We start from the raw sequence: 16,507 nt of genomic DNA, 5'->3' as shown, positions 1-16,507 counted from the left end.
GATCAGCTTTTCTTGGCGCGCTTGCTGGGACGGCCGCCATGCGGCGTCGGGCTGGCCGGGGCGGAGGGGTCGGACGGGTTCTGCTGAGGTCGCGGCGCGGCCGAACTGGAGGCCCCGGGTGACGTCAGACCGGCAGCGACAGACGTGCCGGGCTGTGGCCCGGGCGAGGCCGAAGACGTCGCCAGCGCACCCCCCAGCGACTGGAACGACGCCTGCCCCTGCTCCGCCTGGCCCTTCAGGGACATTTTCTGGAACTGCTCCGTCAGGTCCCAGTCACGAAGGTTCTGCTGACCTTTCTGCACCCACTCGGCCTGCACCACCTCCGGATAGTGGAACTCGCGTCCCTCCAGGTAGACCTTGCGCATCTCTGCCACTTTGTCGCTCAGTGCCCGATCCCGGCGGGGATTCTGCCGCTGCCGAGCATCCAGGTTCAGGTACTCCTGGGCGAACTGGCGAAAGTTGCCCTCTTCGAACAGGGTGCCGTACTTCTCCTCTTTGTAGCTGTACCATCCCGAATCTTCGGGGGTCTGGCGGCCGCTGCTGGGCGTCGTCGCTTCGTCGGGCACGGTGGGTCTCCGTCCGCTGGTCAGGGTCATCGACCATGGCTCTACGGATGTGAAGCGTCTCGGTTCGATCCACGTCCCACCGGCTCGGCGTGCGTGGCCGGAGACACATCGGCGGCGACCCGTCTGAGCAAACTCAGATCGTGGTCGGTGCCCTGGATCCGGCCACGGGCTCGGAGCGGCTCTGCTCACCAGTTCGCTCACCCGGTCTGGCCACTCAGCCGGCTCCACCACGGGCGGGCCCCGTGCTCCGGCCGCCGGGCGGAGCCGTGCCGAGTGCTGGCGAAGCGGGCCTGGTGGCGGCCGAGTAGGACGGCGGTTCCTGCGGCCCGCGGGCTGCGGTGGCCGGTCCCGACGGGACGGTCGCCCGAGCTATCTCGGCAAAGCCAGGCTGACCCGGCACCGGATAGCTGGGGGCGGGGTCCGACCCGTGCTCAGCGGCGAAGTGACCCGACCGGACGTCCGGCCGGTAGCTGGGCAGGTCGGAGCCGTATCCGGTCCCGGTGACCTGGTCGTCCCGCTGCCGGACGAGGGCGGTCATCAGCCGTTCGGCGCGACCGTCGTCAGCGGCCGTACGCCTGGGGTTGCGCCTTTGCGCCGGGTCGATCGCTGGCGCCTGCCCCGCCGTTTCGGGTAGCTGCTCTGCCGTCATCCCACTCTCCGTCGGCCGGCTGGATCGTCGACAATCGTTCTACGGACACCAGCCGCCCCGGGTTCAGCGCTGCCCCGGTGTTCAGTGCCGCCCCACGTCTGCCAGTCGGAATGGACGTCGCACGATCGATGTCGGGTTACGCGGCGTCGGCATGCCCCTCCGGGGCGTGCGACCGGACGATGCGTCGCAGCACGTCGAGGGCATGCTCCGCCTCGTCCCGGCCGATCGGCGTGCTCCGGGTAGCCACGTACTCGTGCAGAGCCGTTCGGATCACCTCGGACCGGCGAACGCCAGACTCCTCCGCCAAGTGATCGAGCCGCTCGACCATTGCGACGGGGAGACGGATGCTCACCAGCATCAAGGGTGCCTCTGGTGCGGCGGGAGCGGCCGGTCCGGGCGTCATCGAGTCGAACACCGGCGCCAGACTGTCGGTGCTCTGGAACCAATCGATGACCTCAGCCTTGGTCATCCGGTCGAATTCGGGTTCACTCACAGGACTCGCCTCCTCCACTCGTCAAGATCGCCGCCCCGCAGGGCGCGCACCCCAATGATCTTGTGGGTCTGGGTACCACCGATCCGATCGCACAGGACCGCCACAACTCGCCCGCTGCCCGCCATGCCCATAACAAGAAGCAGCAGGTCACCGAGGGTACGTTCATAGCGTAGGCCCATTGGGGCATAGAGAGCGTCGGTCGCCTCTTCGACGCTCACAGCGTTGCTCCGGGCGTTGGCAAGGCCCTCTTCGGTCCAGACATACTCGCGCTCCGGCACGTAAGACAGTGTAATACGAACCGGCTCGTGGCACTCTGTTGGGGATAATTGATCGATCCGGGGCAGCGATGGCGTGTGACTGGTCAGGCCGGTTGCGGGGTGACCTCCTCGGCGGCGTGACCGGGAGCCTCCGGCCGGTCGAGGTGGCGCAGGTCGGGCAGGCTCCGCACGGCGGGGCTGGCGGTGGTGGCCGCCGCCAGGCCGAGCATCAGCACGGCGAAGAAGCCGAAGACCACCGGTGCCGAGGCGCGGTCGATCAGGGGTCCGGCCACCGCCGGCCCGAACGGTGACACCACCATCGCCAGGAAGCTGATCGCCGCGTTCGCCCGCCCCTGAAGATGGTCGGGGGTGAGCAGGGCCTGGGTGGTGAGCATCCCGATGTTGGCCGCCGGCACGAGCAGGGCGGAGACCCCGGCCAGCGCGCCGAGGACGTACCCGTTGCTGGTCAGGGTCATCGCGGCGGTGAGCAGGCCACAGGCCCAGAAGACGGCAAGAATCAGGGTACGGGTGGCGATCCGGGCGGTCAGCCAGGAGGCGACCAGCGAGCCGATGACCGCGCCGAGCCCGACACAGGAGATGATCATGCCGGCGGAGAGCCCCGACGCGCCGTTGCGGACCGGGACGACCAGGATCGCCAGCAGTACCCCGGAGAAGGCGAAGTTCAGCACCGCGCTGCTGATCAGGGTGTACCGCAGCGCCGGCCGCCCCCACAGGAACCGGATACCGGCGACCGCCTGCCGGGGCAGCGACTCCCCACCCTCCCGACGAGATCGCCCGGCACCTGGTCGCTTGAGTGGCCCCCGCAGCAGGGCCACCGCGGCCAGCGCGACGGCCGAGGTGATCGCGTCGACAACGAACGGAAGCGCCGGGTTGACCGTGAACAGGAAGCCACCCAACGGCGGACCGGCCAGGTGCAACGTACCGTTGCGGGTTTCGTTGAAGACGGTGGCCGCGCGCAGGTCACGGTCGGCCACGACGGCCCGGGTGGCGGCGGCCGCCGCCGGTTGCAGCGCGGCCCCGAGGCCCGCGACGACCGCGGCCAGCGCGGCCACCGTCAGCACCGAGGCATGCCCGGTGAGCGCGAGTACGCCGATCGCGGCGAGCCCGGCCAGCGAACCGGCCTCGGTGACGAGCATGATGCCCCGGCGGTCCCAGCGGTCGGCGACCAGACCTGCGGGGAGCAGGACGACGACCAGTGCGATCCCCTCGGCGAGGGCGACCAGACCGGCGGCGGTCGCCGATCCGGTGAGCGCCAGCACCAACAGTGGCAGCCCGACGGCAGTGATCTGACCGCCCAGTTTGGACGAGGTACGCGCGACGGCCAGGAGCAGAAAGTCTCGGTTGTGGCGCAGACCGGTGGACGACATCGGATTCTCCCCGGATACAGGTCGTCGAGTGAACGCGAACGGATCTGGTTTCGCCGCCCCCGCCGGCTGGAGCCCTACCGCCAGCTACCGCGCTGCCGTGCTGCCGCCGGCTAACGCCCTGCCGCCGGTAAGCGCCCTGCCGCCGGTTAGCGCCCTGCCGCACGGTCGCCGGCCACGCCCTGCCGCCGGTTAGCGCCCTGCCGCCGGTAAGCGCCCTGCCGCCGGTTAGCGCCCTGCCGCACGGTCGCCGGCCACGCCCTGCCGCCGGTTAGCGCCCTGCAGCCCTGTCGCCCTGCAGCCCGGCCACCGGTTAGAGAATCTTGGAAAGAAAGGGCACCCATGAGGGCCGAATTGTTCCTAGATCTTCTAGTCGGCGGCGTTGATCGACTCGGTTGGGGCGATATGGCTGGGTCGAACGGCTTTGGTTACCGCCATTTCCGCTCAACCGAGTCGATCAAGAAGAACGGGGACGGGACGGGACGGGTAAGCAGCGCAAGGCTGGACAGACGAGTCGAAGGCCGCCGGGACAGACGAGTCGAAGGCCGCCGGGGCGGGCGTGAGGTCACGCCCGCCCCGGAACCCTGGTGGATCAGTTGCAGTTGCACAGCACGCTGACGGTGCTGGAGAGCGCCGGGGGCACCTGGCGGGCGGCCTCCGGCCGCATGCCCTGCAGGTTGAGGATGCTCATGTCGGTTTCACCTCCTTGCGGGTGTCGAAGGGGACGGGGGCCTCGGCACGCCCGGCTGGAGCGGGGACGTGCGAGGGGATCAGCGGCAGTTGCAGCCGAAGCTCAGGGTGCTGGAGATCGGGGGCACGGCCTGCGGGTTCTGGGGCGACAGGGCCTGGAAGCCGAGGATCGCGGTCATGGGGGTCACCTCCTTCGTCGTGGCGTTCGGTCAACCGCCGGGGTGGCGGTGGTCGGGGACGGCCCGGGTTGGCCGGTGCTCGTCGGCCCACCTGGATCGGCGGTGGCCGTCGGCCACCCGGTCCGGCGGTGGTCGGGGCGGTCGATCGCGGCGGATCAGGCCACGGACGACAGCGGTCGCTCGCCCGCGCCAGCCGGCACGGTTCGCTCGCCGGCACCAGCCGACACGGTTCGCTCGCCCGCGCCAGCCGGCACGGTTCGCTCGCCGGCACCAGCCGACACGGTTCGCTCGTCGGCGCCGGCCGGACGGGGGTGGTCGGTGGACGCGGGGCTCGGTGGGAGGTCGAGAAAGGGCAGGGTGACCCCGGTCCGGTGCAGCGCGGCGTGCAGGGCGGACAGCACCCCGGCGCTTCCGGTGGCCAGGTCCATCGACAGCCGGATCATCGTGTCGCCGGGAAAGGCGAGCTGACCGTCGAGGGCGTACGCGTGGTGGGCGAACCGGTCCAGGTGAGCCAGGACCTGCCGGTCCGACTCCCCCGGCCAGGCTCGGCCGACGGTGATCCGGTCGGGCCGGTCATCAGCCACCCGGGGGCTGGCTGCCAACCGGGAACTCGTGGTCGCCCGGGGGCTGGTTGCCAACCGGGAACTCGTGGTCGCCCGGGGGCTGGTCGCCAACCGGGCGGCGGTGGCCAGCAACCCGGCTCGGCCGTGGAACAGCCCGGGGAGCAGGACGAACTCCGCGCCGAGCGCCCGGCGTACCCCGGTAAGTGTTTCGCGCAGGCGGGCTACCTCGCCGTGGCGGAGCAGCTCGTGCGCGGCCACCGCCACCCCGGCGCTGCCCTCGTCCAGGTAGAGCAGCAACCGGGGTTCGTCGGAGACCTGCAGGTTGCCGCACCGGTCGGTCACGCAGCGGGCCAGGTCGCGGTCGAGCGCGGCGTACGCGGCGGCCAGGTGTCGGGGGTCGCCGGTACGGTCGTAGAGCCGGGAGAGGAAGACCGCCGGTCCGGACCAGCCGCGCAGCAGGCCGGGGCGGGACGGTTCGACGACATCCGGCACCGACGGGTCGGCGAGCGCCCGGACCAGCCGTTCCCCGATGACCAGCAGGTCGTCCTCGACCGCCCGATCCGGAACGGTCAGTCCGGCGAGGGCCAGGCCGATGCCGGCGAGTCCACTGTGCAGGGAGACACCGCGTACCTCGGTCAGTCGGGACCGACACCTGGCGATCAGCTGGCGGGCCGCGTCGCCGCGTCCGGTGCGGTGCAGGACGGTGGCGATGCCGGCCAGGCCGTCGTAGAGGCCGACGTACTCCCCGGGCAGCCGGTCGGCGGCCCGGATCAGCCAGTCCAGGTGTTCCTCCCGTTCCGGGTACGCCATCCGGGTGCTGGTGAGCACGTGGATGACGCCGGCTGCGCCGTGCGCCACGGTGGCCCCGCCGTGCGGGTACTGGCCCAGGTCACCGGGGAAGAGCCGGTCGGTGCGTTCCGGGGTGGCGCTGGCCCGGATACCGGCGGCGAGCGAGTCGAGCAGCCCGGCGTGCTCGGCCGGCCCGGCCTCAACCGGCCAGGGGTACCGCCCGACCCGCCGCGCCACCGCACCGGACGCATCGACCGCCCGCAGCCGCCGGGCAGCCCGACCAACGCCGGCAGCCGTACCCGCGCCGGCAGCCGGGCCCACGCCGGACGCCAGGCCCACGCCGGACGCCAGGCCCACGCCGGAAACCGGGCCCGCGCCGGACGCCAGGCCCGCGCCGGACGCCAGGCCCGCGCCGGAAACCGGGCCCACATCCGAAGTCGCGGTGGAGCCGGCGGCCAGGGCCTGTCGGAGGTCGGCGCGGATCCGCTCGGGCCAGCCGGCCGGGAGCGGGAAGCGGCTCGCCACCGCCAGCAGGTCGTCGAGTTTGCCGTCGGCAAGCGACAGCAGCGGGGTGGCCGGGGCGAAGATGCTCAGGCGCAGGCAGGCCAGGGCGTAGTCGTCGACCGCCCGGCCGTGCCGTACCCGCGCGGTGGCGAAGCCCGGGTCGCCCAGGGTGGGGGTGAAGTCCTCGTCGATCCCGTACGCCTGCTCGAAGTCGATGAGCACGACGCCGCCGTCCGGGCGGATCATCACATTCGCGGTGTGCAGGTCGCCGAAGACGATGCCCCGCTCGTGCACCTGGGTCAGGGCCCGCTCGACCCGGTCCACCACGTCGAGGGCCCAGTCGGTGTACCCGGTCAGTTCGGTCGGCGACGGGTCCGGGTAGATCAGCGGGTGGCGCAGGGCCACCTCGTGCTGGAGGGTGCCGCCCTCGACGTACTCCTCCACCAGGTACTCGTGTTCCCACCAGGTGAAGTAGTCCACCAGTCGGGGTACGCAGTCCAGGTCGGCGAGGCGGGTCAGCGCGTCGCGTTCCCGTCGCAGCCGGGTGACCGCGTCGGTGCCGGCGCCGTCGAGTCCGGCGTACGGGCGGGCCTCGCGCAGCACCACCTGCCGTCCGTCGCGCAGGTCGGTGCCCCGGTACACGCCGCCGCCGTTGGAGTGGTGCAGCGCCTCGTCGATCCGGTACGGCTGCTCGGCGACCGCCTCCTCGGCCAGCGCCCGCATCCGGGCGGCGACGAAGTCGGGCACCGGCGCCCAGTCGGGGACGGTGAACACCGGGTTCCGCTCGTCGGGCACCAGTGTCCCGTCGGGGCGCTGCACGGCCGGGACGGGCTGGTCGCCGTCGAGGCAGTACCGCTGCTCGAAGGCGCCGTAGCGCAGGTACAGCGGGCCGTCGCCCCAGCGCAGGTCGCTGAGGACGTACGGGCCCCGGTGGCCGGCGAGGCGGTCGCCCAGCTCGTCGAGGACCAGCCGCAGGGTCGCCTCGTCGGGCGGGTACAGGGCGGCGAGTTTGCCGCTGCCGCCCCGGTGGGCGTACTTCTCGTTGTGGGCCAGGGCCAGTCGGCGGCTGCGCAGGAACTTGAAGGCGACGCCCCGTTCGACGCAGAAGTCCCGGACCTCGCCGAGCACCTCGGCGGCGGCGTCCAGCTCCACCGAGACGTGCACCTTCCAGCCCTGGCGGGGCAGGCTAACCCCGGTCGGGAACCACATCACCCAGCCGCCCTCGGCGACCGTCTGCCAACCGGCCGGCGGCACCTCGGCGGCCAGCGGGAAGCGGCTCGCGGTGTCGTCGACGTTCGCCGGTGAGTCGACGAAGATCGGATCGGCGATCAGGAAGGCACCTGGCGTGGGCATGGCACACCTCTGCGACGACGGGATACGGGCGGGGTGTCCGCCGCCGCTCCGCCGTCGTTGCCGGTCGGCGGGGCGCTTCGGACATCCACCATCCTGGGCGAACCGGCCGTCGCCGCCGTCCGGCCGCAGGCTGAGCTTTCGACTCCCCGACCGGACGCAGGCCGCCCGGTCCGCCTCCGTCCACAGGGGGACGAGGAAAGTCACCCTGGGGACGGACCCGCCGGCCGGGTCGCCCCGACGAGAATCTGCGGGTACGCGGCACAGCGCCGCGTGCACACTTCGGCGAAGGACCTCCGATGGCGATCGACACGCAGCTCGTCGTACTCCTGCAACACAGCTCCGACGGTGACCGGTGGACGACGGTGGCGCATGGCGTGGCCCTGGACGACCGGCACCTGTTGCTGCGCGCCAGCGCGGCCGACCTGCTCACCGCCGCCGGGCAGCTGCGGCTCCGCTCGGCCGGCGGGCCCGGCGACGACCCGGCCGGCGGGCCCGGCGACGGCGCGCCCGCGCCGCTGGCCGCCGACGAGGTGAGCCTGCTGGCCCGCGCCGCCGCCGGCCGGCCGGACCTGGTGATGGTCACCCCCACCCACGGGTACGCCCCGGCGGCCTCGGCCGCCCACGGCACCACGACCGAGGAGGTACGGCAGGTCATCGCCCTGCTGGATCGGGACGACCACCCGCTCTGGCCGCCGACCGCGCCGGACGGCCCGGCGGTAGCCGACGGCCCGGCGGCCGGTGGTGCGGTGGCCGACGCCCCGGCGGCGGCCGGTGGCGCGATGGCCGACGGCCCGGCGGCGGCCGGTGGTGCGGTGGCCGACGCCCCGGCGGCGGCCGGTGGTGAACGGCGGCCCGGCCGCGCGGACGGAGACGGGCCGCAGCTCGCGGCACCGGCCCGGGTACCGGGCGGGGACGAGCCGCCGGAGACCCCGCTGAGCTGGACCTGTCGGCTCTTCGGCATCGGCTGCCCGGACTCCGACCAGTAGCACCGGAAGGGACGCAGCGGTGACCGGCACCCTGCCCTGGCACCGGCGGCTACCCCGGGACGCGGTCCTGCTGCCGGCGTTCGGCCTGCTCGACCTCTTCACCTCGTCGTCGGTGGTGATCCAGCACCGGCCGGTCAGCACCACCGCCTGGCTCCTGCAACTGCTCGCCGCGCTGGTCTCGGTCGGGGCGTTGGCCTGGCGGCACCGGGCGCCGGTCACGGTCTTCGTCGTCGAGTGCGCGCACGGCGTCGTGGTGTGGTTCCTGCTGCACGACTACCGGCCCTGGGTGGCGCTGGTCGTCGCGTTGTACTCGGTGGCGGTGCTGCGTCCGCTCGCGGTCTCCGCCGGGGCGTACGCGGCGGCCTGCGGCCGGGGGCTGCTCAACGCGCTGGACTCGTACCGGATCGAACCGGTCGTCGGGGCCCGGTTCGGCGAGTTCCTGGTCACCGCGCTGATGTTCGCCCTGGTGTACGGCGCGGCCTGGTCCGCCGGGCTGGTGGTGCGGGGCCACCGGGCCCGGGTCCGGCAGTTCGACACCGACCGGCAGGCCGCCCGGGACGAGGCGGTCACCCGGGAACGGCAGCGGATCGCCGCCGAGCTGCACGACGTGGTCTCCCACTCGGTGACCGTGATGGTGCTCCAGGCGGCCGGCGCGGCCCAGGTCGCCACCGCCGAACCGGAACGGGCCCGGCAGGCGCTGCTGCACATCCAGCAGGCCGGCCAGCAGGCGATGGCGGAGCTGCGCCGGCTGCTCGACGTGATGACCGCCGACGCCGACCCGGCGGGCGGAGCCGACCGGCTCGGGCCACAGCCCCGGCTCGCCGACATCGAGGTGCTGCTCGCCTCGATGCGCCGGACCGGACTGTCGGTGTGGACGCACACCTCGGGCCGGGCCGCCCCGCTGGACCCGAGCGTGGAGCTGGCCGCGTACCGGACGGTGCAGGAGAGCCTGACCAACACCCTGAAGCACGCCGGTGCCGGCAGCCGGGTCCGGATCTACTTCACCTGGGAGGAGCAGGTGCTGTTGCTGCGGATCGACGACGACGGCCCAGCCGCCTCGGCCCGTCCGGCGGTCGGGCTCTCCGCCGGGCACGGCCTGGCCAGCCTCGGCGAGCGGATCCGCCGGGCCGGCGGACGGCTCAGCACCGGGCCCCGGCCCGAGGGTGGTTTCCGGGTCGCCGCCGGCCTGCCGATCTCCCAGCACCCGGTGGACGGCTGACCGGCTTTGATCACTGGCGTCCGCTCTCTGACAACTCCCTTTCCAATCCGGGCCGGGCCGGGCATAACTGTTCTCTGACAGGGTCGACCGTCGCGCCGGCCCGGTGGGACCAGGGGGCACGAATGCAGATCAGGGTGCTGCTCGCCGACGATCAACCGCTCATCCGGGCCGGGCTGGCGATGCTGCTCGCCGCCGTGGCCGACGTCGAGGTGGTGGGCGAGGCCGACGACGGGGCCCAGGCCGTCGAGCTGAGTCGCCGCCTGCACCCCGACGTGGTGCTGATGGACGTCCGGATGCCCGGCACGGACGGGGTCGAGGCGACCCGTCGGCTCGCCGAGGAGTACGACCCGCAGCGACCGGTCCGGGTCATCATCCTCACCACCTACCACGTCGACGAGGCGGTCTACGCCGCGTTGCGGGCCGGCGCGTCCGGTTTCGTCCTCAAGGACGCCGCCCCGCAGGAGCTCGTCGCCGCGGTACGCGCCGTGGCCGCCGGTGAGGCCTGGCTGGACCCGGCGGTCACCCGACGGCTCCTCGACGACCTCGCCACCCGCCCCGACCCCGGTCTGCCCACCCCCACCCGGATGCGTCAGCTCACCCCCCGGGAACGCGAGGTGCTGGTGCTGATGGCGTACGGGCTGTCCAACCAGGAGATCGCCGAGCATCTGGTGCTGGGCGAGGCGACCGTGAAGACCCACGTCAGCCGGGTCCTGATGAAGCTGGGCCTGCGCGACCGGACGCACGCGGTGGTGGCGGCGTACCAGAGTGGTCTGGTGACCCCGGGCACCCCGCCACCGGCCCGCGCCGGCACCCTCACCCGCTGAACCGCACCCGTGCTACCTGGCCCGCCCGGCGCCGGCGGCCGCCTGGTTCTGCCCGTCCCGGGCCGGTGCGGTGGCCGACCCGGGCACCCGAAGACGGCCGGGGTCCTGCGGCGGCGGCAGGACGACCCGGTCAAGTTCGGACAGACTCATCGCGGCCAGCACATCGATCCGCGGGGCCGGGGCGGCCGGTGACCTTCCGGCCTCGGCAGGAGCGCCCTTTCCCAGTGCTTCGGCACCGGGCAACGGGCCCTGGGCCTTCGACTGGTGATATGCCCTCGCCATGTCGGCGGCATTCTTCCCCTGAGTCAGCTCCATATTCGCCCGCACCCCCGCTGGGCTGTATGCGGTGTGTTCCCTCAGCTCGGCCTGCCATGCCGCCCGGGCGTTCATGAACGCGGTGTAGTTGTCAGGTTCCCGCAGATCCCCGTAGTCGTGGTTGTTGTACCACTCGTCAGCCATCGCGCACTCCGTCCGCTGAAGGTGCTTCGACAGGCATCAACGGACAAGAACCCACCACGGTTCGAAGTGACGAGGGTCAGATTTCAGCCATCCAGGCGGCGGACCAGGGAGATCTCCGCGTCGACGAAGCCGTGCCGCTGGTAGAAGCCCACCGCACGGTCGTTGGCGTGGTGGATGCCGGCGGAGAGCCGGACCATCCCGGCCGCGGCCGCCCACCGCTCGGCCGCCGCCACCAGCACCGACCCGACGCCCCGCGCCCGGACCCCGGGCGAGACCACGGTGTGGATCTGCGCCGAGGGCTCGGGACGCAGCAGCCGGTGCGCCGGCGGGTCCGGATCACGCAGCACCTCGACCATGCCGACGATCCGGCCGTCCCGCTCGGCCACGAACACGGCGTTACGCCCCGGGGCGTCGGCCAGCACCGTCGTGAAGTGCCGCCGCAGCGCCGCCTCCGGTGGCATCCGGTACAGCAGCGGGTCCAGCGCCAGATGCACGTCGGCGTTGGCCACCCGGAGCGCCACCAGGGCGTCGACGTCGTGCGCGGTCGCCGGCCGTACCGTGACCCGGTCCTCTCCCATCCGGGAAACGGTACGGCCAGCGAGCCGGTCACCCGAAACCGGGCGCCCGGGGCCGGGCCGGGATCAGCGGCTCGGCGCCTTGTGGCGACCGCTTCCGCTGGCGTACGCCGGCCCGGCGCTGGAGCCGTCCGGGGAGGACCCGCCGGCCAGCGACAACGCCGCCACCGCCGAGACGAGTTCGGTGCCGGCCGACGCGGCGTCCTGCTTCGCCCGATTCGCGCAGTAGGCGCGGACGAACCCGTTCAGCTCCGCCCGTCGCTGCTGGTAGCTCTCCGCGGACCCGGGCATCGTCTGATGTGCGAGGAGCTGTTTCCGCAGCGAGGTCGAGCGGGACTTCTTCGACCCGCTGCCGTCCGCCTGGTAGCGATTCAGTCCACGCACGACGACAGACGTGTCCTCCTTGTTCGCAACCCGCTTCTGGACGTGTTTCGGCAGACTCTCAAACGCGGCCTTGGCGTCCCGGTCGAGGTGCGCGATGAGGTCCCGCACCTCCTTCGGGGGCTCGGACTTCTTCTTCTCCGGCATCTGCGTCTCCTTGCCTCGGTTGCGGCCAGTCGCCATTACGTGGCCGCCCGTCGGCGGTTCGACCACCAGATCCCGCTTCCCGAAATGTGGGACGGTCAGTGGATCGGGCGGCCGTGCGCGTCCGGCACCCCGGACTTGCGGAAGAAGTACGTGTTGATCTGGTCGCGCCACTCGGTCGCGCTGCGGACCTGCTCGTCCAGGCGCTCGGCGACCCGCTCGAACAGCGCTTGGTCGAGCAGCCCGGCCAGTTGCCGCCAGCGCTCCCGCATCGTCTCCACCTGCGCCACCCCGGTGAAGTGGGTGTCGTAGATGTGCTGGATCACCGTGCTGCCGCTGTGCAGGACGTGGTCGTACGGCACGTGGTGGAAGAAGAGCAGCAGCTCGTCGGGGCAGTCGGCGAGCGACTCGTACACCTGGGCCCAGCCGGGCGGGTACTGGCCGGCGTAGCCGGTGCCGGTGGCTCGGGTCCGGTCCACGCCCACCCCGTCCCGGTCGGCGAAGTGGTAGGTGCCCCAGCGGCTGTACTCGTACCCGTCGACGTTGGGTCCGTAGTGGTGGCGCAACGGGTCGACCATGAAGCCGACGCCGAGCGGGGCGGTGTACCGCTCGTACGTCCGCCACGAGTCGTCCATGATCGCGTGCAGGGTCGCCCGGACCCGCCCGGTGTCCCCCGTGCTCCCCGGCGGGGAGGTCAGGTCGATCCATTCGTCGAGCACGGCGGTCGGGTCGAGCCGGGGATCCCAGGCGAGCCGGCCGAAGGCGTACAGGTTGGCCTGGGCCAGCGGGTGTCCGCACCAGAACGGGTCGTCGCCGACGTTGGAGACCGCCACCAGCTCGGTGACCACGTCGGCGACCGTCCGCTCCGGCGTCTGCCACGGCCGGAAGCCGAGCAGCTCGCTCCACCACGGCCCGAGGTAGCAGACGTGCCGCTGCTGACCGGTGTACTCCTGGGTCACCTGCAGCTCCATCGCCAGCCGGGTGGCCGGCATGGCGGCGAGCACCGGGGAGACCGGCTCGCGGGGCTGGAAGTCGACCGGGCCGTACTTGACCTGCAGCACCACGTTGGTACGGAAGTCGCCGTCCAGCGGGACGAAGTGGTCGTACGCGGCGCGGGCCCGGTCGGTGGAGCGGTCCCGCCAGTCCTGGTGGTGGTTGTAGACGAAGGCCCGCCAGTGCACCACCCCGCCGTGCGGGGCGAGCGCCTCGGCCAGCAGGTTCGCCCCGTCGGCGTGGCTGCGACCGTAGCTGAACGGGCCCGGCTGCCCCTCCGAGTCGGCCTTCACCACGTACCCGCCGAAGTCGCCGATCCGCTCGTAGACCTGGCGGGTGGTGGTGGCCCACCAGGCGCGTACCTGCTCGTCCCGCGGGTCGGCGGTGGGCAGGCCACCGAGGACCACCGGGGCGGCGAAGGTCACCGACAGGTGCACCCGGATGCCGTACGGGCGCAGCACGTCGGCGATCTCGGCCACGTCGTCGAGCCGGTCGGTCAACAGCCGGGCCTCCACCGGGCCGACGTTGACGTTGTTGACCGAGATCGCGTTGATCCCGACGGCGGCCAGCAGCCGGCCGTACTCCCGGATCCGGGCCAGGTCGTGCCGGGCCGCCCCGTCGCGCCAGAAGATCGAGCCGCCCGCGTAGCCCCGCTCCACCTGACCCATCACCGGGTGCACCGAGACGTTGTCCCAGTGGTCGAGCATCCGTCGGCGCAGCGCCGGGCGGTGCCGCCGGGTCGGTTGGTCCACTGTGAAGGCCGCCGCGCCGAGCCGGACCAGGTGGAACAGCCCGTACAGCAGGCCGGTCGGGGTGTCGGCGAGCAGCACCGTCACGTCCCCAGAGCGGGTCAGCACGAACCCCTCGTCACCCGGGGGTTCCCCGGCGGCCTGGCGGGCCGCCTGGGCGGCCGGGACCGGCAGCGGGACCGCCTGGCGCAGGGCGAGCACCAGGTCGACGTCGGCGTCCCCGCACGGCGAGCGGCGCACCTGCCCGCCGTGCCGGGCACAGGCCCGGGTCACCTCGTCCAGCACGGTGTCGACGCCGTCGCCGTGCACCAGGACCCGTCGGGAGCCGAGCGCGACGAACGACTCCGCCGGCAGCCAGGCCGCGTGCACACTCACGTGGTGAACTCCTTCTGAATCTTGTCGATCATCGGTTCGCCGATCCGGAGGAACGCCAGGACGAAGGGGGCACCGAGGAGCACCAGCACCGCCTCGGAGAAGACCGCGGTGATCCCGGCCGCCGCGGCCAGCAGGACGAGGGTGCCGACCGGGACACTCGGGGTACGGGTCAGGAAGTAACCGGCCAGCCGGAGCACGTCGCGGGTCCGGAAGCGGAACAGCGCGGTCACCAGCAGGGCGTTCGCCCCGACCAGGGTCACCGCCAACGCGACGATCACCAGCAGCACCGCCCACCAGGACGGGACTCCGGCGGCGCGCAGGTTGGCCAGGTTCACCCCGATCACGGCCAGCCAGACCAGCATCGGCACCCAGATCCGCAGCACCGGCAGCAGGTTGACCCGGTACCCGCGCCGGAACAGCGCGGCCGGGCGCAGCTCGGTCAGGTCGAGCCGCTGGTGCCGCAGGGTGAACAGGGCGGCGGCCAACGCCGGGCCGGCCGGCACCAGGCAGGCCGCGAGCAACGGCAGGTTGCTGGCGTCGTGGCCGAGCAGGACCAGCGGCAGCAGGCCGGGCAGGGTGCCGACCAGCAGCAGCACCTCCACCACGAGCAGGGTGTGTACCAGCGCGGCGGCCCGCGCCAGCGGACCGGTGCCGAACCGCTGCCCGGCCTCGGCGGTCACGGCCGCTCCCCGGTCGGGCCCGCCGTCGCGCGGACCCGACCGGAGTGGCGGGTCAGCCGTTCTCCTGCTGGAAACGCTGGTACGCCTTCTCCACCAACTCCAGGTAGGCGTCCATGTTCTTGCCCTTCAGCTCGGTCAGGTAGGCGTCCCACTCGGTGAGGGGTCGCTGGCCGAGGATGAACCGCAGCGAATTCTGGGTGACGAAGTCCTTCAGCGGGCTCTCCCAGAGCGACACCTGTTCCCGTTCCTCGTCGGTGAACGGGTACGGCGGGGGCACCGGCTTCGCCGGCCGGGCGTTCATCACGTTCTGGAACTCCATCTCCTCCGGGCTGAAGAAGGACTGCAACAGCTCGGTGCTGCCGCCGTAGGCGAAGACCCCGTTGCCGAAGCCGAAGTCCTTCTGCAGGTGCTTGCTGCCCTTGGGGTTGAGCCCGATCATGTCCACGTCGGCGGCGAGGGTGCGCTTGCCGGCGGCGTCCCTGCTGTAGGTGGTGCCCTCCACCCCCCACTTGGCGAACTCCTGGCCGGCGTCGGAGTAGTAGAGCCAGTCGATGAACTGCATCATGGCCACGAAGTTCCTGCTCTCCCGGGCCTTGCTGTTGATCATCACGCCGTTCTCCAGCCGGCTGGCCGGGTTGACCTCACCGGCCGGGCCGACCGGCAGCGGGATCTTGACCAGCTTGGCGTCCGGCTGGGTCTTGGCCAGGTCCGGCCGGTTCTCGTTGACCAGGGTCTGGGCGTTGCCGCTGATCGCGAAGGACCTGCCGTTGGCGAGCTTCTGCCGGGCCTGGTCGTCGGTCTGGGTGAAGCTCTCCGGGTCGAGCAGCCCCTCGCTCACCAGCTTCTGGAGGTACTGCAGCATCTGCTTGTACTGCTCGCTGGCCCCGGTGTAGACGAACTTCTTCTCCGCCGGCACCCAGGTGGCGTGCTGGTAGGTCCAGCCGGCCTGGGTCCCGAACGACGCGCCGAGGTAGGACATCAGCGCACCACCCGGGGTGGGCTTGCCGAACCGGTCCGACAACGGGTAGGAGTCCGGGTACTTCGCCTTCATCGCCTTGAGCACGGTGTACACCTCGTCCCAGGTCTTCGGGACGGCGAGGTTCAGCTCGTCGAGGATGTCGCTGCGCATCAGCAGCGAGTACTCGTGCCAGGGCTTCTCGTGCAGGCCGGGAAGGAGGTAGTACTTGCCGTCGGACTGCTTGAGCGTGTCCAGCTCCGGCTGGAGCTGCCACTTCTCGATCTTTTCCTTGAAGTGCGGCATCAGGTCGAGGTAGTCGCTGACCGGCAGGATCGCCCCGGAGGAGACGAAGGCGTTCTCCGCCGGGTGGTACGTCTTCGGAATGATCAGGGGAGCGTCCCCCGCGCCGATCAGCAGGCTGCGCTTCTGCTCGTAGTCACTCAGCGGCACAGCCACCGGCGCCAACGTCACATTCGTGCGCTTGGTCAGCTCCGACCAGAACAGCCAGTCGTTCTTCAGCGGATAGAACGTGTGGTTGTTGTAGAGGATCGAGAAGTTCACCGCCTCGGTCGCCTTGAACTGGTCTCCGGTGCCGTACTCGGCCATCGCGCCGACCCGGTTGCCGGACAGGTCCGTCTGCTCGGCGGTCTCCTCGGAGCAGGCGACCAGGCTGAGCGCGAGCACACCGGCGGTGGCTACCGCCACTGCCCGCCACGATCTGTGGAGCATGGCTCGT

At 72.0% G+C, this 16,507-nt stretch carries 14 protein-coding genes; 3 read left to right on the top strand and 11 right to left on the bottom strand.

Annotated elements, in window-relative coordinates; genetic code table 11:
* Positions 1–2: 2 nt before the first annotated feature.
* The 5 genes from GA0070617_RS03635 to lanKC all read right to left on the bottom strand — a co-directional run bounded on the left by GA0070617_RS03635 (position 3) and on the right by lanKC (position 7,428).
* Positions 3–596: a hypothetical protein gene (locus GA0070617_RS03635; RefSeq protein ID WP_139135564.1), complete on the bottom strand. Its 594-nt coding sequence runs from the start codon at positions 594–596 to the stop codon at positions 3–5.
* Between the two features lie 755 nt (positions 597–1,351).
* Positions 1,352–1,708: a ribbon-helix-helix domain-containing protein gene (locus GA0070617_RS03630; protein ID WP_091433908.1), complete on the bottom strand. Its 357-nt coding sequence runs from the start codon at positions 1,706–1,708 to the stop codon at positions 1,352–1,354.
* On the bottom strand, positions 1,705–1,986 hold the full coding sequence (locus tag GA0070617_RS03625) for a hypothetical protein (RefSeq protein WP_091433906.1): 282 nt from the start codon (positions 1,984–1,986) through the stop codon (positions 1,705–1,707). The genes GA0070617_RS03630 and GA0070617_RS03625 overlap by 4 nt, the downstream gene beginning before the upstream one ends.
* 83 nt (positions 1,987–2,069) lie before the next feature.
* Positions 2,070–3,353, bottom strand: a complete 1,284-nt coding sequence (locus tag GA0070617_RS03620) for an MFS transporter (protein ID WP_091433903.1) — start codon at positions 3,351–3,353, stop codon at positions 2,070–2,072.
* 1,021 nt (positions 3,354–4,374) lie between these two features.
* The gene (gene lanKC, locus GA0070617_RS03615) at positions 4,375–7,428 is read right to left on the bottom strand and encodes a class III lanthionine synthetase LanKC (protein ID WP_091433901.1); all 3,054 of its coding nucleotides are present in this window, start codon (positions 7,426–7,428) and stop codon (positions 4,375–4,377) included.
* A 296-nt stretch (positions 7,429–7,724) separates the two neighbouring features.
* Here lanKC and GA0070617_RS03610 point away from each other — a divergent pair, with 296 nt between their 5' ends.
* The 3 genes from GA0070617_RS03610 to GA0070617_RS03600 all read left to right on the top strand — a co-directional run bounded on the left by GA0070617_RS03610 (position 7,725) and on the right by GA0070617_RS03600 (position 10,457).
* Positions 7,725–8,414 carry a hypothetical protein gene (locus GA0070617_RS03610; protein WP_091433899.1) on the top strand — a complete coding sequence of 230 codons (690 nt, stop codon included), beginning with the start codon at positions 7,725–7,727 and terminating at the stop codon, positions 8,412–8,414.
* A gap of 19 nt (positions 8,415–8,433) precedes the next feature.
* Positions 8,434–9,633 (top strand): sensor histidine kinase, encoded by a 1,200-nt coding sequence (locus GA0070617_RS03605; RefSeq protein ID WP_091433897.1) that lies wholly within the window; start codon positions 8,434–8,436, stop codon positions 9,631–9,633.
* Between the two features lie 122 nt (positions 9,634–9,755).
* On the top strand, positions 9,756–10,457 hold the full coding sequence (locus GA0070617_RS03600) for a response regulator (protein WP_091433896.1): 702 nt from the start codon (positions 9,756–9,758) through the stop codon (positions 10,455–10,457).
* A gap of 12 nt (positions 10,458–10,469) precedes the next feature.
* Here the strand turns inward: GA0070617_RS03600 and GA0070617_RS03595 are convergent, their stop codons facing one another.
* The 6 genes from GA0070617_RS03595 to GA0070617_RS03570 all read right to left on the bottom strand — a co-directional run bounded on the left by GA0070617_RS03595 (position 10,470) and on the right by GA0070617_RS03570 (position 16,500).
* The gene (locus GA0070617_RS03595) at positions 10,470–10,916 is read right to left on the bottom strand and encodes a hypothetical protein (protein WP_091433894.1); all 447 of its coding nucleotides are present in this window, start codon (positions 10,914–10,916) and stop codon (positions 10,470–10,472) included.
* 83 nt (positions 10,917–10,999) lie between these two features.
* Entirely contained in the window at positions 11,000–11,494 is a 495-nt protein-coding gene (locus GA0070617_RS03590) for a GNAT family N-acetyltransferase (RefSeq protein WP_091433892.1), read from the bottom strand.
* A gap of 63 nt (positions 11,495–11,557) precedes the next feature.
* On the bottom strand, positions 11,558–12,019 hold the full coding sequence (locus tag GA0070617_RS03585) for a hypothetical protein (RefSeq protein WP_139135563.1): 462 nt from the start codon (positions 12,017–12,019) through the stop codon (positions 11,558–11,560).
* Between the two features lie 95 nt (positions 12,020–12,114).
* Complete coding sequence (locus tag GA0070617_RS03580) at positions 12,115–14,133, bottom strand: alpha-glucuronidase (protein WP_091433889.1); 2,019 nt, start codon at positions 14,131–14,133, stop codon at positions 12,115–12,117.
* Positions 14,130–14,813 carry a DUF624 domain-containing protein gene (locus GA0070617_RS03575; protein WP_091433887.1) on the bottom strand — a complete coding sequence of 228 codons (684 nt, stop codon included), beginning with the start codon at positions 14,811–14,813 and terminating at the stop codon, positions 14,130–14,132. Before GA0070617_RS03575 ends, GA0070617_RS03580 begins: the two co-directional genes overlap by 4 nt.
* A gap of 52 nt (positions 14,814–14,865) precedes the next feature.
* Positions 14,866–16,500: an ABC transporter substrate-binding protein gene (locus GA0070617_RS03570; RefSeq protein ID WP_091433886.1), complete on the bottom strand. Its 1,635-nt coding sequence runs from the start codon at positions 16,498–16,500 to the stop codon at positions 14,866–14,868.
* Between the last annotated feature and the right edge of the window lie 7 nt (positions 16,501–16,507).

The organism is Micromonospora yangpuensis (assembly GCF_900091615.1).
GTDB classification, from domain to species: Bacteria; Actinomycetota; Actinomycetes; order Mycobacteriales; family Micromonosporaceae; genus Micromonospora; species Micromonospora yangpuensis.
The sequence above is the reverse complement of the archived record's forward strand: the minus strand, read 5'-3'. Positions and strand labels throughout refer to the sequence as shown.

Bases quoted from the DNA above. Each gene is read 5' to 3' on its own strand.
- GA0070617_RS03585 (WP_139135563.1), bottom strand. From the start codon at position 12,019: ATGCCGGAGAAGAAGAAGTCCGAGCCCCCGAAGGAGGTGCGGGACCTC.
- GA0070617_RS03600 (WP_091433896.1), top strand. From the start codon at position 9,756: ATGCAGATCAGGGTGCTGCTCGCCGACGATCAACCGCTCATCCGGGCC.
- GA0070617_RS03595 (WP_091433894.1), bottom strand. From the start codon at position 10,916: ATGGCTGACGAGTGGTACAACAACCACGACTACGGGGATCTGCGGGAA.
- lanKC (WP_091433901.1), bottom strand. From the start codon at position 7,428: ATGCCCACGCCAGGTGCCTTCCTGATCGCCGATCCGATCTTCGTCGAC.
- GA0070617_RS03635 (WP_139135564.1), bottom strand. From the start codon at position 596: ATGACCCTGACCAGCGGACGGAGACCCACCGTGCCCGACGAAGCGACG.
- GA0070617_RS03620 (WP_091433903.1), bottom strand. From the start codon at position 3,353: ATGTCGTCCACCGGTCTGCGCCACAACCGAGACTTTCTGCTCCTGGCC.
- GA0070617_RS03610 (WP_091433899.1), top strand. From the start codon at position 7,725: ATGGCGATCGACACGCAGCTCGTCGTACTCCTGCAACACAGCTCCGAC.
- GA0070617_RS03590 (WP_091433892.1), bottom strand. From the start codon at position 11,494: ATGGGAGAGGACCGGGTCACGGTACGGCCGGCGACCGCGCACGACGTC.
- GA0070617_RS03570 (WP_091433886.1), bottom strand. From the start codon at position 16,500: ATGCTCCACAGATCGTGGCGGGCAGTGGCGGTAGCCACCGCCGGTGTG.